The organism is Collinsella sp. CLA-SR-H006 (genome assembly GCF_040097075.1).
Taxonomy (GTDB): domain Bacteria; phylum Actinomycetota; class Coriobacteriia; order Coriobacteriales; family Coriobacteriaceae; genus Collinsella.
Genome location: NZ_JBBNPD010000017.1, coordinates 22,914 through 44,312 on the forward strand (window position 1 = coordinate 22,914; position 21,399 = coordinate 44,312).

The 21,399-nt window shown below is 60.3% G+C and carries 16 protein-coding genes; 10 read left to right on the forward strand and 6 right to left on the reverse strand.

Translation table 11 applies throughout. The annotated features are described in order from the left end of the window. Window positions 1-106: 106 nt before the first annotated feature. Genes AAA069_RS09115 through AAA069_RS09125 form a run of 3 tightly spaced genes read left to right on the forward strand, consistent with a single transcriptional unit; the run spans window position 107 to window position 4,019 of the window. Window positions 107-1,906, forward strand: a complete 1,800-nt coding sequence (locus AAA069_RS09115) for a histidine kinase N-terminal 7TM domain-containing protein (protein ID WP_349128172.1) — start codon at window positions 107-109, stop codon at window positions 1,904-1,906. Window positions 1,907-1,908: 2 nt separating this feature from the next. Continuing rightward, window positions 1,909-3,402: an ATP-binding protein gene (locus AAA069_RS09120; RefSeq protein ID WP_349128180.1), complete on the forward strand. Its 1,494-nt coding sequence runs from the start codon at window positions 1,909-1,911 to the stop codon at window positions 3,400-3,402. Then, a complete protein-coding gene (locus AAA069_RS09125; RefSeq protein ID WP_217107415.1) occupies window positions 3,399-4,019 on the forward strand; it encodes a response regulator transcription factor in 621 nt (206 codons plus the stop codon). Before AAA069_RS09120 ends, AAA069_RS09125 begins: the two co-directional genes overlap by 4 nt. A gap of 109 nt (window positions 4,020-4,128) precedes the next feature. Here the strand turns inward: AAA069_RS09125 and AAA069_RS09130 are convergent, their stop codons facing one another. The 4 genes from AAA069_RS09130 to AAA069_RS09145 all read right to left on the reverse strand — a co-directional run bounded on the left by AAA069_RS09130 (window position 4,129) and on the right by AAA069_RS09145 (window position 8,427). Next, on the reverse strand, window positions 4,129-4,971 hold the full coding sequence (locus AAA069_RS09130) for a hypothetical protein (RefSeq protein WP_349128173.1): 843 nt from the start codon (window positions 4,969-4,971) through the stop codon (window positions 4,129-4,131). 80 nt (window positions 4,972-5,051) lie between these two features. Beyond that, window positions 5,052-6,293 (reverse strand): SPFH domain-containing protein, encoded by a 1,242-nt coding sequence (locus AAA069_RS09135; RefSeq protein ID WP_349128174.1) that lies wholly within the window; start codon window positions 6,291-6,293, stop codon window positions 5,052-5,054. Between the two features lie 49 nt (window positions 6,294-6,342). Then, window positions 6,343-7,665, reverse strand: a complete 1,323-nt coding sequence (locus tag AAA069_RS09140; RefSeq protein WP_349128175.1) for a hypothetical protein — start codon at window positions 7,663-7,665, stop codon at window positions 6,343-6,345. 24 nt (window positions 7,666-7,689) lie between these two features. After that, window positions 7,690-8,427: a DUF4428 domain-containing protein gene (locus AAA069_RS09145; protein WP_349128176.1), complete on the reverse strand. Its 738-nt coding sequence runs from the start codon at window positions 8,425-8,427 to the stop codon at window positions 7,690-7,692. 370 nt (window positions 8,428-8,797) lie between these two features. Here AAA069_RS09145 and AAA069_RS09150 point away from each other — a divergent pair, with 370 nt between their 5' ends. Beyond that, window positions 8,798-10,333, forward strand: a complete 1,536-nt coding sequence (locus AAA069_RS09150; RefSeq protein WP_349128177.1) for a helix-turn-helix domain-containing protein — start codon at window positions 8,798-8,800, stop codon at window positions 10,331-10,333. A gap of 181 nt (window positions 10,334-10,514) precedes the next feature. On the opposite strand, the gene mgtA is transcribed toward AAA069_RS09150, so the two are convergent. Next, window positions 10,515-13,283: a magnesium-translocating P-type ATPase gene (mgtA, locus tag AAA069_RS09155; protein ID WP_349128178.1), complete on the reverse strand. Its 2,769-nt coding sequence runs from the start codon at window positions 13,281-13,283 to the stop codon at window positions 10,515-10,517. 681 nt (window positions 13,284-13,964) lie between these two features. On the opposite strand from mgtA, the gene AAA069_RS09160 reads away from it, so the two are divergent. The 5 genes from AAA069_RS09160 (at window position 13,965) to rpiB (ending at window position 18,745) form a co-directional block, all read left to right on the forward strand. Next, window positions 13,965-14,903 carry a TIM barrel protein gene (locus tag AAA069_RS09160; protein WP_117821517.1) on the forward strand — a complete coding sequence of 313 codons (939 nt, stop codon included), beginning with the start codon at window positions 13,965-13,967 and terminating at the stop codon, window positions 14,901-14,903. 3 nt (window positions 14,904-14,906) lie between these two features. Then, complete coding sequence (locus AAA069_RS09165) at window positions 14,907-16,283, forward strand: PTS transporter subunit EIIC (protein ID WP_117821518.1); 1,377 nt, start codon at window positions 14,907-14,909, stop codon at window positions 16,281-16,283. A gap of 215 nt (window positions 16,284-16,498) precedes the next feature. Next, a complete protein-coding gene (locus tag AAA069_RS09170) occupies window positions 16,499-17,284 on the forward strand; it encodes a DeoR/GlpR family DNA-binding transcription regulator (protein WP_229107741.1) in 786 nt (261 codons plus the stop codon). A gap of 261 nt (window positions 17,285-17,545) precedes the next feature. Further along, a complete protein-coding gene (locus tag AAA069_RS09175) occupies window positions 17,546-18,199 on the forward strand; it encodes a ribulose-phosphate 3-epimerase (RefSeq protein WP_117821519.1) in 654 nt (217 codons plus the stop codon). Between the two features lie 69 nt (window positions 18,200-18,268). Next, window positions 18,269-18,745 carry a ribose 5-phosphate isomerase B gene (rpiB, locus tag AAA069_RS09180; RefSeq protein WP_117821520.1) on the forward strand — a complete coding sequence of 159 codons (477 nt, stop codon included), beginning with the start codon at window positions 18,269-18,271 and terminating at the stop codon, window positions 18,743-18,745. A gap of 277 nt (window positions 18,746-19,022) precedes the next feature. Here rpiB and AAA069_RS09185 read toward each other — a convergent pair whose 3' ends face one another. After that, window positions 19,023-20,033, reverse strand: coding sequence for a LacI family DNA-binding transcriptional regulator (locus AAA069_RS09185; protein ID WP_152076446.1), 1,011 nt, complete (start codon window positions 20,031-20,033; stop codon window positions 19,023-19,025). A 468-nt stretch (window positions 20,034-20,501) separates the two neighbouring features. Between AAA069_RS09185 and pyrE the strand changes: the two genes are divergently transcribed. Continuing rightward, window positions 20,502-21,182, forward strand: coding sequence for an orotate phosphoribosyltransferase (gene pyrE / locus AAA069_RS09190; RefSeq protein WP_347478416.1), 681 nt, complete (start codon window positions 20,502-20,504; stop codon window positions 21,180-21,182). The last annotated feature ends 217 nt before the right edge of the window (window positions 21,183-21,399 follow it).

The window sequence follows — 21,399 nt, forward strand, 5'->3', positions numbered from 1 at the left end:
CTGTCGGTACACTAAAAGCACTATGGGTACCCGCGAGCGACATATCGGCAACGCGGCCGCCCGATCCGCACCCGTGGCGGATCCCAGGGGCGGCAGGCTCTTCGCCATGCCGCGATTCCTTGTTGGCATAACACATCAGGTGTACCGCCACCGCGTCTTTGCTATCGCCGGTGTCATCACCGCGATGTTCCTCATGCTTTTGGCAGTCTTGCCGGCGCTGTTCGCCTTCGACCCCAAACTTTCTAACGCCGTGCCCGCCTATAGCGAGGTGTCCGAAGAGGTCGTGGATGCGCTCGTCCATTCGAGCTCTCTGCCGTTGCTTGTTGCCGCAATTGCATTTTCGATCTGGGGCGTATCGGTCTATCTGCGCTGTTTGGACTATGTGTTGCGCCGCCGTCTTGTTGCCATCGCCACCATCTGCGCCCTGTGGATGATCGAAGTCATTCTCAAGTACAAGTCGTTCACGCCGTTCTATGCCACCGTGCTGTGGTACCTGTACTACGTGCCCATGACGCTCATTCCGCTGCTCTACCAGTTGTGTGGTCTGCGCCTTGCGGGCCTGGAGCAACACCGCCTGGGTCGCCGCTACTGCGCTGCGCTGTGGATTATGGCTATCCTGCTTATCGGATTTGTGCTCACCAACGATTTTCACCAGCAGGTCTTCCACTTTGACCGTACAAGCGACACCTGGAGCAACGATTACACGTACGGCTGGGGTTATTTCGCCGTCCTCGTGTGGACGGCCTTTAACTTTGTGGCCTTTTTTATCCTGGTGGGCCGGTCCTCGTCCTTTCGCATCCAACGTTTCTCGGGCACGGCGGCGCTCGTGCTGCTGGGCGGCGCGTTCTTTGCCATCTCATATGCGTTGCGCGTGCCTTGGGCATGGAGGCTCAACTTCTCGCTCGTCTATTGCGTCTTGTGCGTGGTGGCGATGGAAATCTGTCTCGATTGCGGTGTCGTTCCGTCATATCACGACATCGCCGGCATTTTCGACACCTTGCCGCTTGACCTCAAAGTTCTAACGCGCGACCTGCAGGAAGTCTATGCCACGCCAGTGTCAAAGCCAATGCCGGTGGGCGTGCGCGAGGAGTTGCGGACCCAGGCGCACAGCCGCGCCCATGCCTTTGCCGTGGCGTCCGATCCCGATGTGATGTGCCGTGCCTTTCCACTGCTGGGCGGATCGGCCCTGCTTGCCCAAGACGTGTCGGATCTCAACGAGCTTAACCGTGAACTGGCACATCGTCGTATGGAGCTGCAGCGTCAAAATGAGCTGCTCGCCGCCGACTACGACCTTAAGACGCACCTGGCAGACCAAGAGGCCGAGACCTTGCTGGTCCAAGACGTGGACCAGGCGCTTGCCCGCGCGCTCGAAGGGATGTACGACCTGCTGAGCTCGCTGCCGCCGTTGACCGATGAATCGTCTTCGCACGAGCGTTACCGCATGCTGCAGCGCGCCAAGATGCTCGTCGCCTATTGCAAGCGCAAGGGGTCGCTCACGTTGGCACAGCACGGGGAGAGCGGTTTTGATCGCGACCGCATTCAGCTCATTGCCAACGAGCTCGCAAGCGACCTGCGCACCATCGATATCGATTGCGCCTCGATTATCGCCATACGGCGCCCGATGCACGCCAGTACGGTAAGCGCCCTGTACGACTGCGTGTATGACTTTGCGTTTTTTGCCTACACCACCGACCATCCGGCGCTTATGTATCACTTGGGCGATCATGACCGATGCAGTGTCGAGCTGCGTGCCGCGCTTTTTTCCAACGATGATGCAGATCTTTCGCAGACGCCCGCTGCGCAAGAGCTCGAAAGCGCTCTGCAAGGGCGCAACGTGGCATACCGCCTTGAGGGCGAGCCCGGCCAGCTGCGCATGATCGTCTTGATGCCGAGGGCGGGTGAGTGACGATGCAGATTTCGCTCATTCTTCCCCAAATCGTTGCGCTCGATGTTGTCTTTGCCCTGGCTGCGTGTCTGCAGACGATCCACGTCCCGCTCATCGCATCGCGCCGCTCGTCCTATAACCGTAAGGTGATTTGTGCCTACGAGGCGAGCCTTGTGCTTCACCTAATTATTTCGGTGCTCATCTTGTTCGCGTCGTCTGGCTCATATCTGGTGGCGCCGCTTGACGTTTGCGCCAGGGCAATGGGCGGAGCGTTGTGGCTCAATGCCGTGATCTTTGCCTACGGCATGGTGCTTATGGTGCACTATCGTCGCCCCGTCATGCTGGCCGAACTGTTGCTCGTTGCCGCCGTGACACCGCCGGTGGTTTTTGCCATGGGCTCGGCGTGGACCACGGTCCTTATCGCAGAGGGAGCGTTTTTCCTGTTCCGCTCCATTGCGGCGCTCTTGATGGATGTCCGCAACCGCCAGGAGGATATCACCGCGTTCTCGACGATCGAAACCATCAACGTGATTCCCGTGGGCATCCTGTATCTGGACCCGAGGGGCCGTCCGCTGCTCATGAACCGCTGCATGCGAAAAAACCTGGTGGAGCTTCATATGCCCACCGACCTAGGCGATATGAGCGGTACATGGAACGACCTGCGCAAACTCAGCATGCAAATGCCCGAAAGCAGCCAGAACCGCGTGCGGATTAATCTGGACCGCTTTGGTGAGGCGCGCGTTGTGGTCGAGGTTTCTCCCGCCGAGATTCGCTTGTTCGTGCACGATGACGTTATGGTTTCGGGCCGCCTCTTCGAGCGCATTATCGGTCTGGATGTAACAGAGTATGCGCATGCCCATGATCGCCTAGCGCAAGCCAACCACCTGCTTGAGCTTGCGGGCCAAGAGCTCCAAGCCCAGATCGAAGAAGTCAAAAAAGTTGCTGACAATGCGGCCTATCTGCGTATGCGCGCTCGCGTGCACGACGTGATCGGGCAGCGCCTGTCCATTCTCCATCGTTATCTGGAGGAAGGGCGCCTGGATGACGAGTCACTCGAGCAGATCGACCCGCTGCTGCGCTCAATCGCTGCCGATCTGCGCAGCGGGGGCGACAGCGAACCGGCAGAGCAACTGGGCGATATCGTCCATGCCTTTGGCCTGGTGAGCGTGCGGATCGATGTGGAGGGCGAGCTGCCAAACGACGCGCGTGTCGCCGCAGCATTTTTGCAGATTATCCGCGAAGCCTCGACCAATGCCACCAAGCATGCACAGGCCCATCAGGTCCATGTGCGCCTGTGGCAGGAGGGGACAGAAGACGGCGCTGTCGCGCGGATGGTCGTTTCTAACGACGGCGCGCCTGCACCCGTATCGTATCGCGAGGGAACGGGTATCCCAGGTATGAGGCATGTCGCACAGAATCTGGGCGGCAGCCTGGAAGTCCACACCGCCCCGCCCTTCACGCTTACGGTGTCCATTCCGCTCGCCTCCAGCGCCACGGCCCAAAGGAGAAGTTCATGATTCGCGTGTTAATCGTCGAAGACCAGGCCATCCTGCGCGAGAGCCTCGCGCGCTCCGTCGGTGACCAGCCCGATATGACCGTCGTCGCCGCGATCGCCGATGCCTCCGAGGCCTTGGGTGTCGCGCTCAAGGAGCGCCCGGACATGATACTGATGGATGTGTGCACCGAGCACGATTCCAACGGCATCGTGGCGGCGGCGCACATCAAAGAACAACTGCCCGAGTGCCGCGTCATTATCATGACGGGTATGCCCGAGATCACATTTGTGGACCAGGCACGCGAGGCGGGCGTCGACAGCTTTGTGTACAAGAACGTCGGTATCGACGAGCTTTTCGCCGTGATGCGCTCCACGCTGGCGGGTTACTGCACGTTTCCCAAGCCGCCCGAGAGCATCTTCTCGGGCACGGCGGCCCTCGACGATGTCGAGCTGTCGATCTTGCGCCTTGCCTGCGAGGGCAAAAGCCGTCGCGAGATCGCGGCCGAGCTGTTTATGAGCGAGGGCACCATCAAGCGTCGCATCTCGGAGATCCTGAGCAAGACCGGCTACGACAACATCATGCGCCTGGCCGTGCACGCGGTGACCGAGGGCAGCATCGTTCCCAACATGGAGCGCTAAAGCTCGTCGCGCATCGGCATAAAAACGACGGGGCCGCAGGATCAACTCCTGCGGCCCCGCCTGGTGTGCGCGGATATGTCCGCCAATCCGCGGCTGTCGGTGTCTGTCGCTACGCGATGGTCGCGGTGTAGGAAGCGACGTCCTCGTAGGAATCGGTCAGGTAGGCGTCGATGCCGATGGTCGTGTTGACCAGGTCGTCAAGGCTGTCAAGCTCGCCGCTCGAGAACGTGAACTCCTCGGTGGCGTTGGTGCCGGGCATCAGGTGAGCCGAGAACCAGGGTTCCTTCATGGTGCCGTTGACGTTGGTCTTGCCGGAAGGAGCGTAGAAGGTCAGGTCCTTGTCGCTCTTGTTGGTGATGTTGACGACAAAGCCGATATCGCCCCAGTCGTCCTTGAACTTCTCGGTGATGGTGATGGTGCACAGATCGTCATCGGCGACGGTGACGGCGGGGGAGATTTCGACGTTCTGGACATCGTCGTCTTCGACGGCCTCATCGATCTCCTCTTCCTTCTCGGCCGCCTCGCGATCCTTCTTCACCGTGCCGGACAGGTCCTTGTCGGACTTGGTAAAGACAAGATTTCCGTCATCTTCTTCGAGGATGAGTTTGCCGTCCTTGAGCTTCATGTCATACGACTCGTCTTCGGCGGTGAGGGTTACGGTGGTGGCGTCCTTTGCCTCCCATTTAAGGTCGACGACTTCAAGGAACAGGTCGAGGGCACCTGTACCGTCCTCATCGAGAATCAGGACGCAGTGGACACCCCAATCCTCGAGCATCTTCATGTACTCATCGGTTAGCTCTTCGCCATCCACGGTTCCACCCGAGAGTTCCCAGCTGCCGACGAAGTTGGCCTTGGGGTCCTTGCCGCCGCCGCTGCAGCCCGTCAGGGCAAAGGCGAGCGCCAGGACGCATGTCAGAAATGCGAGTACGGACTTTTTGAACGTTGTCTTCATGGTGTCCTCCTTCATCGAACGAAACCCATAGAAGCAAATGCGGGGGTGGCGGATCCCCCGCCAATTACCAGATAGAGGGGCTAGGGCCGGGGCGTTCCGCAGTTGCTGCAGAACTTGCCGCCGTTTTCACTACCGCAGTTGGGGCAGAACCACTTGGCCGGTGCCGGGGCGGGTGCGGGACTACCGCACTCGGAGCAGAACTTGCCGGTGTTGGTGGCGCCGCAGCTGCAGGTCCACGTGCCGGCCGCGGGTGCGGCGGCGGGGGCCGGTGCGGGGGCGGGCGCCGGAGCCGGCTGCGGGGCGGCCTGCTGCTGTGCCTGGCCGGCGGCGAACAGCTGGCTGGCATTCATGCCGCCCATGCCACCTGCCATGCCCATGCCCATAAAGCCGGCCATTGCGCCGTTGGGGTTAGCGGCCGCCGCGCGCATCGCGTCGCTCTGGGCGCTGGCGATGTTGGCTGCTGCCATGGTGGGATCGCGCATGACCGCGGCCTTCTGCAGGTCCTTGATCATCTGCTCGTCTTCTTGCGAGGCGGCGATGGAGTTGACGCCAAAGCTCACGATCTCGACACCACGCAGGTCGCGCCAGTCGGCCGAGAGGACCTCGTTGAGCGCGCGGGCGAGCTCGGTGGTGTGGCCGGGGATGGCACTGTAGCGGATGCCCATCTCCGAGATCTTGGCAAAGGCGGGCTGCAGGGCGGTGAGCAGCTCGGACTTAAGCTGGCTGTCGATCTTGTCGCGCGTATAGCTATCGGTCACGTTGCCGCATACGTTGGTGTAGAACAGCAGCGGGTTGGTGATGCGGTACGAATACTCGCCGTTGCAGCGCACGGAGATGTCGACGTCCAGACCGATGTTGTTATCGACCACGCGGAAGGGCACGGGCGAGGCGGTGCCGTACTTGTTGCCGATGATCTCCTTGGTGTTGATGAAGTAGACGCGCTGGTCCTTGCCCGCGTCGCCGCCAAAGGTAAAGCGGCTGCCGATATTGGCGAAGGTCTCCTTGATGGAATCGCCCAGGCTGCCGCTAAAGACGCTCGGCTCGCTGCCGGTATCGAAGACGAACTCACCGGGCTCCAGCGCGACTTCGATGATCTTGCCGTTTTGCACCACGAGCATGCCCTGGCCGTCGTTGACGGCGATGACCGAGCCGTTGGAGATGACGTTGTCCTCGCCGCGCGTGTTGGAGCTGCGGCCACCGGTGCGTTTGCTGCCCTTGCAGGCCAAGACGTCAGCAGGCATCGATTCGCAGTAGATAAATTCCTTCCACTGGTCGGCCATGACGCCGCCGGCAGCTCCCAATCCAGCTTTCAAGAGTCCCATGGTGATCTTCCTTTCTCGTCAAAGGCCGGGTGGTTATTGGTCAGAATGACTAATCGTCCTTGTCGTCTTTCATGACAACGGTGGTCTCGGTGTGGCTGAAGGTGTCGTGCTTCTCGGTCAGGTCGAGCTCGCCACAATACTCATCGGCATGGGTTGCTTCGTTGGCCGTCTTGAGCTGGCCTACCAGTAGCACGTCTCCGATAATCACGATGATCAGCGGCGCGATGATGTTGATGAGGATACCCTCGATATCAAAGGTGAGGTAATCCGGATCGAAGGCGTATTCCCCCATAAAGAGAATCTGGGAGAGGATAAATCCGATCACGAAAAACAGCACCGAGGCGATGGCGAGCTTGGGCTTGGAGCAGGGGAGCTCGCCGACCAAACGGCCGGTCTGGCCGTTCATGGCAAACAGGTAGCTCTTGCCGTTCCACGAGGTGGAGAGCATCCAGACGGGGAACAGGGCGTAGTCGCTGTCTTCCCAGGTGTAGTCGAGCTGCTTGCTTTCGACCGTGGCATCGTCGTATTCGTCGACGACGGTCTCGCGCAGGGCCGAGATCGTGCTTTCTTCCATACGGCGCTCGGCGCGCGCCTTGCAGGTCTCGCAGTCCTCGTCGTAACGGTTGGCGATGTAGCCGGGCATATAGGCGACCGAGAACGGACGCAGCGCGTCGTAGTCAAACGGCTCGATGGCATCCATGTGGCCGTCGGGCATCTTGGACGATCCGTCGACGGGCACGCGCTTAAACGAGATATTGCCCTTGCGATAGGCATCGTAGTGGTCGGTGGTCGTGACGGTGCGGTCGGATTCCTCGGTCACGGTCTCGTTGGTCGCGTCAAAGTGCACTTCGCCGTCAACGCGGGCACCGTAGAGCCAAAACGGCACGTAGACACCTTGGACCTCGTCGATGTGGTTGCCGGTGACAAAGCTCTTGGGCAGCAAGATCTTGCCCTTGTAGTGTTCCTTGAGTGCGGCCGTGACGTCATCGCGCCCGAGCTTAAATGGAATCACCAGGTCGGGCGAGAAGTCGCCCGAAAGCTGACCGGGCGCTACGGCGGAGTTGCCGCAGTACGGGCAGGTGGTGACAGCGACGGTGCCGTCGGACACGAGCTCGGCGCCGCGCGACGAGCAGATGTAACCGGCGTTTTGAGCCAGCTCCTGCACGGCATCGTCGACAGCAGGCTTGGGGGCCGCGGCTGCGGCATCGGCTTTGGCATCTGCCTTGTCCTGGCGCTCGCGATAGAGGGCCTCGACTTCTTCGACTTCAAAGCGCGAGTCACAGTAGTCGCAGACGAGCTTTTGCTCGGCGCTTGCAAAATGCAGGGGGCCACCGCAGGCAGGGCACTGATAGTTAACGCTCTCGAAGGCCATGATCGGTCCTTTCGCTGCCGGAGGCTATGCGCCGATGGCGCCGCCGCAGTATTCGCAGCGCCCACTGGCATCGGGAATGGTGGTGGCTCCGCAGAAGGGGCAGGTCACCGCGGTCTTGGGGGCCTTGGCGGCCACGACGCTGTCGCGCGTCTCCTGGCGCAGCTGCACCAGCGCGTCGCGGACCTCGGTTGCCTGGCGCTTGGCCTCGCGGTATTCGATGGAGCCGCGCTGATCGATGGTGGAGTCGTTCACGCGCAGGTTGATCTCGGTAAAGTACGGCGTGTTGACGTGGATGGTCAGATTGAAGTCGTAATCCAGGTCGTAGCGCGGCGGGTTGTAGCTCTCGCGCTCGCCGTCCTTGGTCTCGCGATAGATCTCGGTGCGATGCTCGTCGATATCCATATCGCAGCCGAGTACCTGCGAGAACTCGATGATGTCGGGATTGGCGTCGCGCCAGCGGCTCTGCGAAGTGATGATCAGCAGGCCCGCGTCCTCATCGAGCATAATATTGGTGCGCCCGGCAGAAAGCGTGCGCGTGGGGTTGAACGAAGACAGGCGTTCGGCGTTGGCCTCGCGGTAGGCGAGTTGCTCACGGATGTCGTCCGCGGTGCCGGAGCGATAGCCGTGAAAGTAGGGGGAGAGCTTGCCGGCGCACTCTTTGCACAGGTAGCCTTCATTGATTTTTGTCTTACCTAGAAGTCCCAGCTCGGTACCGCAAATCGCGCACTCTTTCTTCTCGAACATCTTGTCAAAGAAGCCCATGGCTGCCTCCCATCAACTGGTAGCGTGTGTCACTTTTGATGATGGGGGAGTGCGCGATCCTTCGCGATACCCAGACGGCTCAAGGAGTCTCCACAACTGGGACACATGGCCCATTTTTTGATTGGACGCCGGGGACACTCTTCGGCCACTCATTGGGGACGTACTTAAATGAGTGGTAGTTGGGGACACTCCTGGCCGAGCTAGAGATCGCGCGCGTCCCTTCTGGTCCATGCGGCTCAAAATCGCGGCGTGATGTGGACGGCTGGGGTCGAATTGGCAGCATTTCGAGCCTGGCTTCGATATTGAGACTGGTTCTTTATTAAAATAGATTTCCAGACAATTGAGCGGCTGGGGGTTAACCATGAGGGGCATGGGAGACACAACCGCATATTTGCGTCGGGGCATTCGGGAGATTATATGCCTGGCGCTGTTCTTCTTCACGTTTTTGGCGTGCGAGTATCTTTTTGATGTGCGCATGGCCGAGTTCGTGTCTCCGAACGAGGTCGTTATTTATGAGAGCCTTGTCATCGGCGCGAGCGTGATTGGCTTTTTTGTGCGTCCCATTCTGTACTATCGCCGTCCCCATGCTATCGACGCAACGAGTGACGTCACGGGCGTTTTGCTGGTGGCGGCATTGCTGCTGTTGATTATGGCGGTTCAGGTTGAGGTGGTAATTGCCGGCGGTTTGGTGGCGTGCTGCGCGCTGGGCTACTGCGGGTCGACTGCTCATGCAAATTTTGCGAGGCGCTTTGCGCGAACGCCCTGCTTGGCGCGCGCCGCCGCACTTTCTTACGCCATGGGCGTTCTGGTGCAGGTTCTCAACCACATGGTGATGCCTGCCGGCATTCCTCAGCAGGCTGTTCTGGTTGTCTGTGCGATCGCGCAGGTGGCGTTGCTCCACGGTGCCCGACGCGCCAAGCTGCGCGACGAGTCCGATCCCAGCTTTGAACCCAGTGTTGCCGGGCTTTCGGTAGATGCTCTGGAATATGGCGCCAAGTGGCAAGACGATCCCAAGGCAAAGGCGGCATTCCGCCGCGCCGTGGTCCGCCTGACCGTGGCGACGGCGTATCTTTCCGGCGTATTCGCCGCTCTCAACGCGGGTCTCACAACCTTGCATGCTACCGGAGCCGTTGATTTGGGTGACTGGCCGCGCCTGCTGCTTGTCGTGAGCTCGTTGGCTGCCGGCGTCCTATTTGACCTGCACGGCCGCTCGTATATGAATATCGGCATGACATGTGCCGCCATACTGTCCACGCTTTCGTTCTTTGTGCTCATCGTCGATGGCAATGGCGGCAACGAGCTTGCTGCCACGATCATCTTTTATCTGGGCTCGGGCTTTTTCGTGGTGTTCTTTACCACAAAATATGCCGCCGTCTCGCTCTATGCGCGCTGGTCATATTTTTGGCCGTGCATGGGTCGCGTCGTCAACAACGTGTGCTCGATGCTCGTGACGGCGCCGGCGGTGGCGATCATCTCGAGTCAAAACGTGCTGGCTGCGATCGGTGCGGCGCTCGTGATGTTTGTGGGCATTGCGATTACGCTGCTGGGGCAGTTGGGGCAACGAGCCGATGATGCCGTGATGCAGGATGGCCTGCCACTTGCCACCGACGATCTTGGTGGGAATCTTGCGCCCACATGCTCCGACCCCGAGCTCGTGGAGGCAGCGGAGCTCACGTCCGATGAACGCCTTGATGCCTTCGTCGCCACCTTTGGGCTTACAGAGCGCGAGCGCGATATTCTTGAGGTCTTGGTCGTTTCGGACCAGAGCGTTCAGGACATCGCCACAACGCTTTTCCTTTCGCGCTCCACGCTCTATCCTCACATTTCCTCGATCAACAAAAAGACCGGCACCGCCTCGCGCGTGGCCCTTATCATCTTCTTCTGGTCCTGGACACCCAAGGACTAGCTAATCTCCCAATAAGTCGCGGTGGAATAGTCCCTAAATTAAAGTCACGGGGCTTTAAACAGGAACTATTCCACCGCAACTGCTGGGGGGATAGACTGCGGCGGCGGCAGAGGCAACGGCAGCGGCGTTGGCGGCTGTGGTAGTGGCAACGGCAGCTGGCAGGGTGTTTTCCGTCTTCTTGCTACAGCAGCTCGCCGTGGCGGGCAATGTAGCGGCGCTTTGCCAGTTGGGTGAGCGCGATATAGGCGGTAACGATGCCAATGAGCAGCCCAAAAAAGCTCGTGGGCAGCGGCATGAGGCCGAGCGCATCGGCGATGGGGCTTGCCGGCAGCCAGGTGACGAGCGCCAGACCCAGCACGGTGAGAACGCACAGTGCGGGCGCGGCGTGGTCGCGCGGGCTCGGCAGATGCGGGGAGCGCAGCATGTGGACCACGAGTGTCTGCGACCACATGGACTCGACAAACCAGCCGCTCTGGAAGAGTGCGGCAAAGGTCGCCATACCCGCGACGTCGCCCGCGGCGGCAAGCTCGGGCCAGCTTGCGTCCACGGCAGCGGGGCACACGACAAAGAAGAGCGCGGCGAAGGTCACGATGTCAAACAGCGAGCTCACGGGGCCCAGCTCGAGCATAAAGCCCTTGATGGACGCGGCGTCCCAGGCACGCGGGCGGGCAGTCCAGGCGTCATCGACGGTGTCCCACGGCAGTGCGATGCACACGATCTCGTAGACCAGCGACAGCAGTACCAGCTGCAGGGCGCTCATGGGCAAAAACGGCAAGAACAGGCTCGCGACGGTCACGGACAGCACGTTGCCAAAGTTGGAGCTCACCGTGGTCTTGAGGTACTTGAGCAGGTTGCCGTAAGTGCGGCGGCCTTCGATGATGCCGCGCTCGAGCACGCCCAGGTCCTTCTGAAGCAAGATGATATCGGCGGATTCCTTGGCAATATCGACGGCCGAATCGACCGAGATGCCGCAATCGCTCGCACGCATGGCGGCGGCGTCGTTGATGCCGTCGCCCATAAAGCCCACGGTGCGGTCGAGCATCTCGCGCATGACACGTACCAGGCGCGCCTTCTGCAGCGGCGAGAGCTTGGCGAAGAGGTGGGTTTTCTCGGCGCGCTCGGCAAGTTCGGCGTCATCGAGCGTATCGATCTCGGAGCCGAGCAAGACGTTGCTCGCATCGATACCAATCTGCTCGCAGACGGTGGCGGCGACGCGGTCGTTGTCGCCGGTTAGGACCTTGACCGCCACGCCCTTGGCCTCGAGGGTGGCGACGGCGCCCGCGGCACTTGCTTTGGGCGGATCGAGGAAGGCCAAAAAGCCCATCAGCACCATGTCGCACTCGTCGGCGATGCCAAACTCGCCCACGCAGCGCGGATTGGTCTTCTGCGCCACGGCAATTACGCGTAGGCCCTCGGCGTTAAGTCCGGCGATCTGCTTGCGAATCTGGGCGAGCTTCTCGTCGGTGAGCGGCTGAGCGATGCCATCGATCTCGACAAAGGAGCAGATCTCGAGCATTTCCTCGGCGGCGCCCTTGGTAACCATCTGGGTTTTGCCTTGGGCGTCGGCGACAACTACGCTCAGGCGACGGCGCGAGAAATCGAAGGGAACCTCGTCGACCTTGGTGTAGCGGTCGCGCAGACTCTGGCCCAGCATAGAATCGGGCACGACGGTCGAGGGCGTCACATCGGCACGGTCGATTACGGCCAGGTCGATAAGATTTTTGAGGCCGGTCTGGAAGAAGCTGTTCAAAAACGCATGGCGCAGCACGCGCGCGTCCTCGTTGCCATCGGTGTTGAGGTAGCGCTCGAGCACGATGCGGTCTTCGGTGAGGGTGCCGGTCTTGTCGCAGCACAGGACGTCCATCGCTCCGAGGTTTTGAATCGCCGGCAGCTCCTTGACGATAACCTGGCGACGGGCGAGGTCCTTGGCGCCCTGCGACAGGCTCGTGGTCACGATGACGGGAAGCATCTGCGGCGTGATGCCCACGGCCACGCTCGTGGCGAACAGCAGCGCGTCGATGACGTTGCCCTTGGTGGCGGCGTTGATGGCAAAGACGGCCGGCGCCATAACGAGCATCAGGCGCACCAGCAGCATGGAGACGCTCGAGACGCCGCGGTCAAACGCGCTCTTTTCGCCGCGCCCGTTGAGCATCTTGGCGATGCCGCCCAGGTAGGTGTCCGAGCCGGTGGCAACGACAAGCGCCATGGCGGCGCCGTTTTGCACGGAGGTGCCGGTAAAGACGATGTTCTTGCAGGCAGAGAGTGGCAGTGCGGAGCCGTCGGCGCCCTCGACGACGGTGACGGCGGTGGTCTTCTCGACGGCCTCGCTCTCGCCGGTGAGTGCGGACTCGATCACAAACAGGTCGCGCGCGGTGATGATGCGGGCGTCTGCTGGCACCATATCGCCGGCAGAGAGACGGATTACATCGCCGGGGACGAGCTCGTCGAAGGGGATCTCGATGCGCTCGCCGTCGCGCAGGGCGGTGCAAGTGTTGGAGACCAGGTCCTTGAGGGCCTCGGCCGCATTGCCGCTGCGGGCTTCCTGGATAAACTTCATGCCGCCCGATACCAGCAGCATGATGCCGATGACGATGACCGTGGAGGGGTCGCGCTGCGGCTCGGGTGCGGCGAGCACGTCGATGTAGAGCGAGACCAGTGCGAGCGCGGCGAGGATGCCGGCGAAGGGATCGATGAACGCGTCGGCGATGCGGCGGGCGAGCGTTTTGGTCGTTGCCTCGATGGTGTTGGGGCCGACGGCGTTCAGGCGCTCAGTTGCCTGCTCGACGGTGAGGCCGTTTGCCGTGGCGTTAAGCAGTACGAGGGCGTCCTCGGCACTATGGGTGGCGGCGAATATGGTGTTCTTGGACAGGCCGGTATGAGCGGCAGGGCGCGCCGTGCGGCGGCGCTTGGAGATGGCTTCGAGTACCGTGACGGTTTTGAGCATCAGCATAGGGTCCTCCTTGTCGAAGGGAGTTAGCGTACGTGTCGTATTGAATTGCAAAAAACCTAGATGTCGCTCACGTCATGCTCGCGAACCACCACAAAGGGGGCAGGCATCTTTGTGGTGAGTTTTATGGTGCTTGTGCTCGTGAATGAGTGACAGCGATCGGCTGCTGGCGTTTATGCGAGCGGGGAATCCTCGTGGCGTGCCGAGGGCGACATGCAGGTTTTTCGACTATGACTGCCTTCCATGGCACACCTCCTTAAGGCCGGGCGCAGGGCGCGCTCCAGGCACCTTGTACCCGTTTCAATCCGCCCGTATTTTTGACGAGGGGGTTTACCGTGTCAACCCCATGCAAGCTTTCTTCATTTTGCGTCACCGTCGCCGGCGAACGGTTGATTTTCGCCTGTAAACGGTAGTTAAGTTCAGATTAAATCAAATAGTATCAAGAATGGTCAAACTTGATTAACAGCAAAACCACAAGGTAGATGGCCATTTGCAGTGAAAAACTCTGACACAATGAGAAAAAGAATGAAAAATATTGATTGAAAATGAACTTACGTGGCAGTAATCTACATGTCACAGGGTAAGCCCCGGCGCGCAGGCGGCGGCCCTTATCGAATTACGGATATAGATCAGGTGCTCGAACGAGCAGAAACGATTAAGGACGAAGGTAAAGGACGTAGAAGCATGAAGCTTGCAACTCGTATCAACTCCTATTTTCGCGATGGCGACAAGAATCTTGATCGCGTGTTCGCGGAGTTCCAGAGCGTGGGCCTCACGCACGTCGACCTCAACTACCCCGAGCACTGCACAGGTGTCACGGCGGAGGACATGGCCGCCAAGCTCGCAGCTCACGAACTGCAGCTGAACGGCTGCGCGCTGCGCTTCCGCAACGCGTTCCTCAACGGTGACCTGGGCAATGCCGATGATGCCCTTGCCGCGGAAGCCCTTGAGCTCTGCTACGAGGCGTGCGACTACTGCCGCACTGCCGGTGGCAACACGGTGACCATCTGGCTCGGCCACGACGGTTTCGACTACAGCTTCCAGATCGCCTATGCTCGCGTCTTCGACCAGCTCGTAGCCGCATTCCAGAAGGTCTGCGATTATGCGCCCGACCTCAAGATCTCGATCGAGTACAAACCCTACGAGGAGCGCGCGTACGCGTTCATCGACTCCATGGGCATGACCGGCATGATCCTCAACGCTGCAGACCGCCCGAACCTGGGCGTCACGCTGGACTACTGCCACATGCTCATGAAGCACGAGAACCCCGCCATGGCCGTCGACCTGTTCGGCCGCGAGGGCAAGCTCTACGGCATTCACCTAAACGACGGCAACGGTCGCTTCGATGATGGCCTTATGATTGGTACGTCCACGCCGGTGAAGACCCTCGAGTTCCTCTACTACGTGAAGAAGCACGGGTACGACAGCGCGATCTACTTCGACACGTTCCCGGTCATCGAACCCGCTGCCGGCGAGGCTACGCAGAACGACCAGATGATTCATCTGCTCAACGATGCAATCGAGACCGTAGGCATGGAGAAGATCCAATCCGTTATCGATGCAAACGACGCGATTAAGGCAGCCGAGCTTGTCCGCGAGCTCTTCTGCGCAATGGGGAGGTAACCAATGAAACGCGACTGGAACGCGATGGCTCAGGGGATTCTGGACGCCGTCGGTGGTCCCGAGAACATCTCGGGCATGACGCACTGCGCGACGCGCCTGCGCCTCAATCTCAAGGACGACGCGGCTTGTGACGACGCTGCGGTCAAGGAAGTCGAAGGCGTTGTGAACACGCTGAACAAGGCTGGTCAGTATCAGGTTCTCATCGGCACTGAGGTCCCGAAGCTGTACGAGAAGTTTGAGCCGCTGGTCAAGGGCTCGGGCGTGGAGATCTCCGCTGCTACCAAGGACGAGGGCGAGAGCATCGTCAGCCAGATCTTCTCTGCGATCTCCGGCATCTTTGCCCCGCTGCTGCCCGCCATGGCCGGCTCCGGTATCCTGCGCGGCTTCGTCATCCTGGCTGCCCAGCTCGGCATCATCGCCGAGGGTACGGGTACCTACACCATCCTGTACACCCTGGCCATGAGCGTGTTCTACTTCCTGCCCGTGCTGCTCGGCTTCTCGGCCGGTAAGCGCTTCGGCGCGAGCCCGTACCTGTCGGCGCTGCTCGGCGCGTGCCTGCTCTACCCGGACTTCATCGCCCTCATGGGCGACGCGGGCAACGGCGCCATGACGGATTTCTTCGGCATCCCCGTTGTTCTCATGAGCTACAACTCCACGGTTATCCCCGCCATCCTGTCCGTCTGGGTCTACTCGTTCCTGTACAAGTGGCTCGATGAGCACGTCTCCGAGATGCTCAAGCTCGTCGTGCTGCCCGCCATCTCCCTGATCGTTATGGTTCCGCTCACGATGCTCGTCATCGGTCCCCTGGGCGTCTACGCCGGCGAGGGTATCGCCTTCGTGGTCAACTGGCTGATCGAGCGCAGCTCCTTGCTTGCCGGCGTGCTGGTTGGCGGCGGCTGGTCCGTGCTCGTGTCCATGGGTATCCACTGGGCCGTGAACCCCATTATGATCAACAACATCGCCCAGAACGGCTTCGACTACATCTGCCCCTTCACCTTCGCCTGCAACTTCGCCGTTATCGGCTGCGCCTTCGGCGTGTTCCTCAAGGCCCGCGACCAGAAGCTCAAGAGCTTTGCCATGACCGGCGTCGTGTCGATCGCCCTGTCCGCCATCATCGAGCCCACGCTGTTCGGCATGCTCGTGAAGAACAAGAAGGTCTGGCTTGCGCAGATCATCGGTGGTGCCGTCGGCGGTGCGTTCCTCGGCATCATGAAGGTCGTCACGACTGCCTTCACCTTCGGTTCCGTTACCACGTTCCCGGCTTTCGTGAGCTCCGACCCCATGAACTTCGCTTGGGCCATGGCCGGCATGCTCATCTCTGCCGTCGTGGCCGGCGTCCTCGCCTTCATCTTCACCGGCAAGGAGGACCAGCTTGCCTAAGAGCTTGAGGTGCGCTTCCCTTGGGTGCTGTCTCACTTGAGGCGCGGTGCCTCGCCCGGGGCTCGTTATCCTTGCTCAAGGAGCGTCGCCCTTACGTGAGGACGTCAACCTCGTTCAAATTGTGAACGAGCGGGTTGGTCAATCGATTAAAACGGCCGTTATCGTTGCGGATGGCGGCCGTTTTTCTGCTCGTGCGTTACACTTCTCGAAAAGAAATGAACGAGCGTGAAGCAAAGTGGTTTGGAGAGGTTCCCGATATGATCCCGTATGAGCGCCAGGAGCGAATTGTAGAGTGCCTGCAGAAGTCGGGCCTTGTGAGGATTTCTGAGCTGCAGGAGGAGCTGCCGGGCGTTTCTATTTCGACGCTGCGCCGCGACCTCAAGGAGCTGGAGGCGCTCGGCAAGGTTGAGCACCTTTCGGGCGGCGCGGTGAAGTTGGTCTCGGCCGTTCACGAGGTGAGTATCTCGACGCGCTCGGGTTTGCATGGGAACGAGAAGGATCAGATTGCCCAGGTCGCCCTGCGTCTGGTTGAGGACGGGGACACGCTCTATCTGGACTCCGGTTCAACCTGCACGGCCCTGCTGCGCCTGCTGCTCGACCGCGACGTGACGATCTACACGACGGACGCCTCGGCGTGCCTGATTAAGAGCGAGACGCGCGCCCAGCTCATCGTAGTGGGTGGCGAGTTCAACCACGTGAACTCCTCGTTTTGCGGCTCCATGACCGAGTCGATCCTGCGCGATCTGTACTTTGACAAGGCGTTCATCGGGACCAACGCGATTGACGAAGACCGGGGCATCATGACGCCCTCGTATGTGGAGGCAACGAAGAAGCGCATCGTGCGCGAGAACTCGAATAAGGTGTACGTGCTGTGCGACAGCTCGAAGTTTCATAAGTTCTCAAATGTTCGGGCTTTTGGGTTTGATGGCGTGGCGATCATCGCGGAATCCTATGACGAGAAGATCGCCCAACATGCGCGCCTGATCACGCCGGAGGCGTAGGGTTCAAGGCCCACGCCCGTGCGAGCACGGCCCATGGTGGCCAGCTGAATGGCGGGGCCTCTTTCTAGGGAACACAACGGCTTTTCGCCGTACGGAATCCGTATGACGCCAGCTAGATAGACAAATATGACAACGTTGTGAATCTAGAGAAACCTGTAGGTTAACAACGTGGTTAAACGATTAATCAGCCAGACTTTAGATACAGGTTAAACGATTAATTATCAACGAGTAGATAACCAATGAGCAGATAAGGAGTTCACCATGTTGCTCTGCCCCAGCCTCATGTGCGCCGACTACGGCAACCTGCGTGCGACCGTCGAGGAGCTCGACGCCGCCGGCATTGATATCTTCCATTGCGACGTGATGGACGGCAGTTTCGTTCCCAACTTCGCCATGGGCCTCGAGGACATTAAGGCCGTGCGTGCTGCTACTAACAAGCTCGTCGACGTGCACCTTATGGTCGAGAACCCCGCCAGCAAGGTGGAGCTTTTTGCCGCCGCGGGCGCGGACATCATCTACATCCACCCGGAGTCCGAGCGCTACGTGGTCAAGACCCTCGCCGCGATCAAGTCTCTTGGCAAGAGCGCCGGTATTGCCGTGAACCCCGACACCTCGATTTCCGAGGTTGAGGAGATGCTGAACCTCTGCGACTACGTGATGGTCATGACGGTGAATCCGGGTTTTGCCGGCCAGAGCTTTATCGAGTTCACGAACGACAAGGTACGTCGCCTTGCCGCTCTTAAGGAACGTTTCGGCTTTGAGCTCATGATCGACGGCGCCTGCTCGCCCGAGCGCGTGCGCGACCTGTCCGCTATCGGCGCGGACGGCTTCATCTTGGGTACCAGTGCGCTGTTTGGCAAGGACGCCGGTTACGAGGAGTGCCTGCGCCGTCTGCGCGCCGGCGAGGTGTATTAGACGCGAAAAGGCAAATTAGGACGAAATAAGCGCGCGACACGCGCGAGCGGATTTGGAAAGGGGTCTCTTATGAAGATCGGTATTGGAAACGACCACGTTGCGGTTGAGTACAAGGAAGCCATTGCGGCTTATATCCAGGAGAAGTACGGCTATGAGGTCGTGAACTTCGGCACGGACAGCACCGAGCGCTTTGACTATCCCATCGCGGGTGAGGCCGTGGCGAACGCGGTCGTGGCCGGGGAAGTCGATCGCGGTATCGTGATCTGCGGCACGGGAGTGGGCATTTCGCTTGCCGCGAACAAGGTGCGCGGTATCCGTTGCTGCACCTGCTCTGAGCCGTATTCCGCTCGCTTGTCACGCGAGCACAACAACACCAACATGCTCGCATTTGGTGCTCGCGTGGTAGGCATCGAGCTGGCCAAGATGATCGTCGACGCCTGGCTCACCGGCGAGTTCGAGGGCGGCCGTCACCAGCGCCGCATCGATATGATTCGCCAGATCGAGGCTCGTCAGCTCGTGCGTGCGGAGGAGGCACGCGGCTGGTAGTGGAAAAGCCCGTCACCCGTGTGGTGGCGGGCTTTTTGCATATCGCGCGTGGGATAGAGCGCATGCGAGAGGAAAGCTCGGCTGCTTCGGACGGTGTTGGAGGGGGTGCCTGAGAAGACCGAGATCATGCACATCGCCTAACTGTGGTTTCTTCCATTGTCATCCATCCGCTACTCAGCAGGTCGTCCCTAAACCGTCCGAAACAGCCGAGTTTTGGAAACCGACTCCCTCGGGGGATAGGCTGAGCATCACGTTGGGACCATTTACCATCCGCGGTCTAACTGCTCGCGCGCTGCACGAGCTTGACAGGGACAAGCGTCTCCATCTCGGGTTTCTCGCCGCGCAGCAGGGCGAGCAGGGCCTGACATCCCTCGTGCGCGAGGCGCTCGGGGAAGCGGCGAATGGTGCTGATCTGCGGCGTCGGGATCTGCGCGTACACGGAATCGTCGAAACCGATGAGGCGGACGTCCTCGGGTACGCGCTTGCCGGCCGCAACGAGCGCCCGCAGCGCACCCACGGCAGCGTGGTCGCTATGGGCAAAGATGCCGTCGACGGGGCAACCCGTGGAGAGGAAGTCGGTCACGAGTTCCTCAGACTCGATGATGCTCGGCTGCTTGCCCGAGACAAACAGCTGGTAGTCGCGGCACAGCGGCATCCCATGCGCGGCAAGCGCCCGCTCGTAGCCCATCTGACGCTCGTTTCCGGGGTAGTTGGCCGTAAAACTCGAGATGCTCAGGATGTTCTTGCAGCCGCGCTCGATGAGGTGCTCGGTTGCCATGTAGCCGCCGCCGATGTTGTCGGAACCCACGTGCGGGAAACCGAGGTCGTTTTCGGGCGCGCGGTCGATGCAGACCACGGGAATGCCGTGGGGGACAAATTCGCCGTCGAGCCTGCGCAGGCCGGAGATGCAGATGATGCCATCGGCTTGTTTGCTCGCAAGCGTGCGGAAGTAATCGCGCTCGCGGGCGGGGTCGTTGGCGCTGTTGCAGACAAAGACCGAGTAGTCCTCGGTGGCGAGCTCGCGTTCCACATGCAGGGCGATCTTGGAAAAGAAGTCGTTCGAGATGTCCGGCACGATCATGCCGATGGTCCGGGACTGGGCCATGCGGAGGCTCTTCGCCGCCATATTCGTGACGTAGCCGTATTCCTCGACGGCGGCTTCAACACGCTCGCGGGTGTCTTCGGAAAAACGGCCACTGCCGTTGATGACGTGGGAGACCGTGGCGACGGATACGCCGGCCGCTGCGGCAATCTGGCGCATGGACGAGCGCTTGCCGGGTGTGGGCATGGGGCCTCCTGCTGTTTGCGAGTGGTTAACAGGTTAACTGAGATTGTAGCGCATGCGCGATGCCGCGATGGACTCCATGTGCCCAGCCTATAAACTACGCCGCTGAACAGGCAATATTATCCATATGTAGGACCTGAGTAACAAAACGCCGCCGTTTGCTCGACGGTATGGGACCGCTTGTCGCCAGCGGATATAAGGGCTCTCAGTCCAATGTGGATAAACGTTTAACCTACAAAGCGTCAAAACATCGGCGCTCAATACGTCAAACACGAACCCTCAACGGGGGAGTGGCGTCGAGAGCGCTATGGAGGTGTGCAGAGAACGGTTAATAACACTCCGGAGAGCGATCACATAGAAGCAGGGCAGGCACCTCAGCGGCATCGGTTCGCTGAGGTGCTTTCTGGTAAGCTAAGAACCGGATTCACACGCGCCCGTCCAAGCTGGACGCGCCTATTGGAAGGGAGACCCATGGAGGCTTACAAGCAAGAATTCATCAAGTTCATGGTCGAGTCCGACGTGCTTAAGTTTGGCAGCTTTACGCTCAAGAGCGGCCGTCAGTCCCCGTTCTTTATGAACGCCGGCGCCTACGTGACGGGCTATCAGCTCAAGAAGCTGGGCGAGTATTACGCCCAGGCCATCCACGATAACTTTGGCGACGACTTTGACGTGCTGTTTGGGCCGGCCTACAAGGGCATTCCCCTGGCCGTCGTGACCGCGATTGCCTACCACGAGCTGTACGGCAAGGAGATCAAGTACTGCTGCGACCGCAAGGAGGCCAAGGACCACGGTGCCGATAAGGGCAACCTGCTGGGTTATGAGCCCAAGGACGGCGACCGCGTGGTCATGGTCGAGGACGTCACCACCAGCGGCAAGTCCATCGACGAGACCTATCCCAAGGTTAAGGCTGCTGCCGACGTCGAAATCAAGGGCCTGATTGTGTCCCTCAACCGCATGGAGGTCGGCAAGGGCGGCGTGACCACCGCGCAGAAGGAGATCGAGGCAAAGTACGGTTTCCCCGTCGCGAGCATCGTTTCCATGGCCGAGGTCGTCGAGACCCTCTACAACCACGAGATCGACGGCAAGGTCGTCATCGATGACGAGCTCAAGACCGCCATCGACGCCTACTACGAGCAGTACGGAGTGCGTTAGTTACGGCGTTTTACCAAACGCCGTAACCGGCCGACGCTGCGCGCCGCCCAGAGCGACAATTTGTCATTCAAAAGGCAAGGCATGACCAGAAGGTCAATGCCTTGCCTTTTTCATGCCAACTTGTTCGCTCTGGGCGGCGCTCGCTCATATGACCCAATCCGCTGTCAAGAGCCACAATGGCCCCGCCGACCGCTTGCAATCGGTCGGCGGGGCCTGC

Bases quoted from the DNA above. Each gene is read 5' to 3' on its own strand.
- AAA069_RS09160 (WP_117821517.1), top strand. From the start codon at position 13,965: ATGAAGCTTGCAACTCGTATCAACTCCTATTTTCGCGATGGCGACAAG.
- AAA069_RS09125 (WP_217107415.1), top strand. From the start codon at position 3,399: ATGATTCGCGTGTTAATCGTCGAAGACCAGGCCATCCTGCGCGAGAGC.
- AAA069_RS09185 (WP_152076446.1), bottom strand. From the start codon at position 20,033: ATGCCCACACCCGGCAAGCGCTCGTCCATGCGCCAGATTGCCGCAGCG.
- AAA069_RS09130 (WP_349128173.1), bottom strand. From the start codon at position 4,971: ATGAAGACAACGTTCAAAAAGTCCGTACTCGCATTTCTGACATGCGTC.
- AAA069_RS09140 (WP_349128175.1), bottom strand. From the start codon at position 7,665: ATGGCCTTCGAGAGCGTTAACTATCAGTGCCCTGCCTGCGGTGGCCCC.
- AAA069_RS09135 (WP_349128174.1), bottom strand. From the start codon at position 6,293: ATGGGACTCTTGAAAGCTGGATTGGGAGCTGCCGGCGGCGTCATGGCC.
- AAA069_RS09165 (WP_117821518.1), top strand. From the start codon at position 14,907: ATGAAACGCGACTGGAACGCGATGGCTCAGGGGATTCTGGACGCCGTC.
- AAA069_RS09145 (WP_349128176.1), bottom strand. From the start codon at position 8,427: ATGGGCTTCTTTGACAAGATGTTCGAGAAGAAAGAGTGCGCGATTTGC.
- rpiB (WP_117821520.1), top strand. From the start codon at position 18,269: ATGAAGATCGGTATTGGAAACGACCACGTTGCGGTTGAGTACAAGGAA.
- AAA069_RS09150 (WP_349128177.1), top strand. From the start codon at position 8,798: ATGGGAGACACAACCGCATATTTGCGTCGGGGCATTCGGGAGATTATA.
- AAA069_RS09175 (WP_117821519.1), top strand. From the start codon at position 17,546: ATGTTGCTCTGCCCCAGCCTCATGTGCGCCGACTACGGCAACCTGCGT.
- mgtA (WP_349128178.1), bottom strand. From the start codon at position 13,283: ATGCTGATGCTCAAAACCGTCACGGTACTCGAAGCCATCTCCAAGCGC.
- AAA069_RS09120 (WP_349128180.1), top strand. From the start codon at position 1,909: ATGCAGATTTCGCTCATTCTTCCCCAAATCGTTGCGCTCGATGTTGTC.
- pyrE (WP_347478416.1), top strand. From the start codon at position 20,502: ATGGAGGCTTACAAGCAAGAATTCATCAAGTTCATGGTCGAGTCCGAC.
- AAA069_RS09115 (WP_349128172.1), top strand. From the start codon at position 107: ATGCCGCGATTCCTTGTTGGCATAACACATCAGGTGTACCGCCACCGC.
- AAA069_RS09170 (WP_229107741.1), top strand. From the start codon at position 16,499: ATGAACGAGCGTGAAGCAAAGTGGTTTGGAGAGGTTCCCGATATGATC.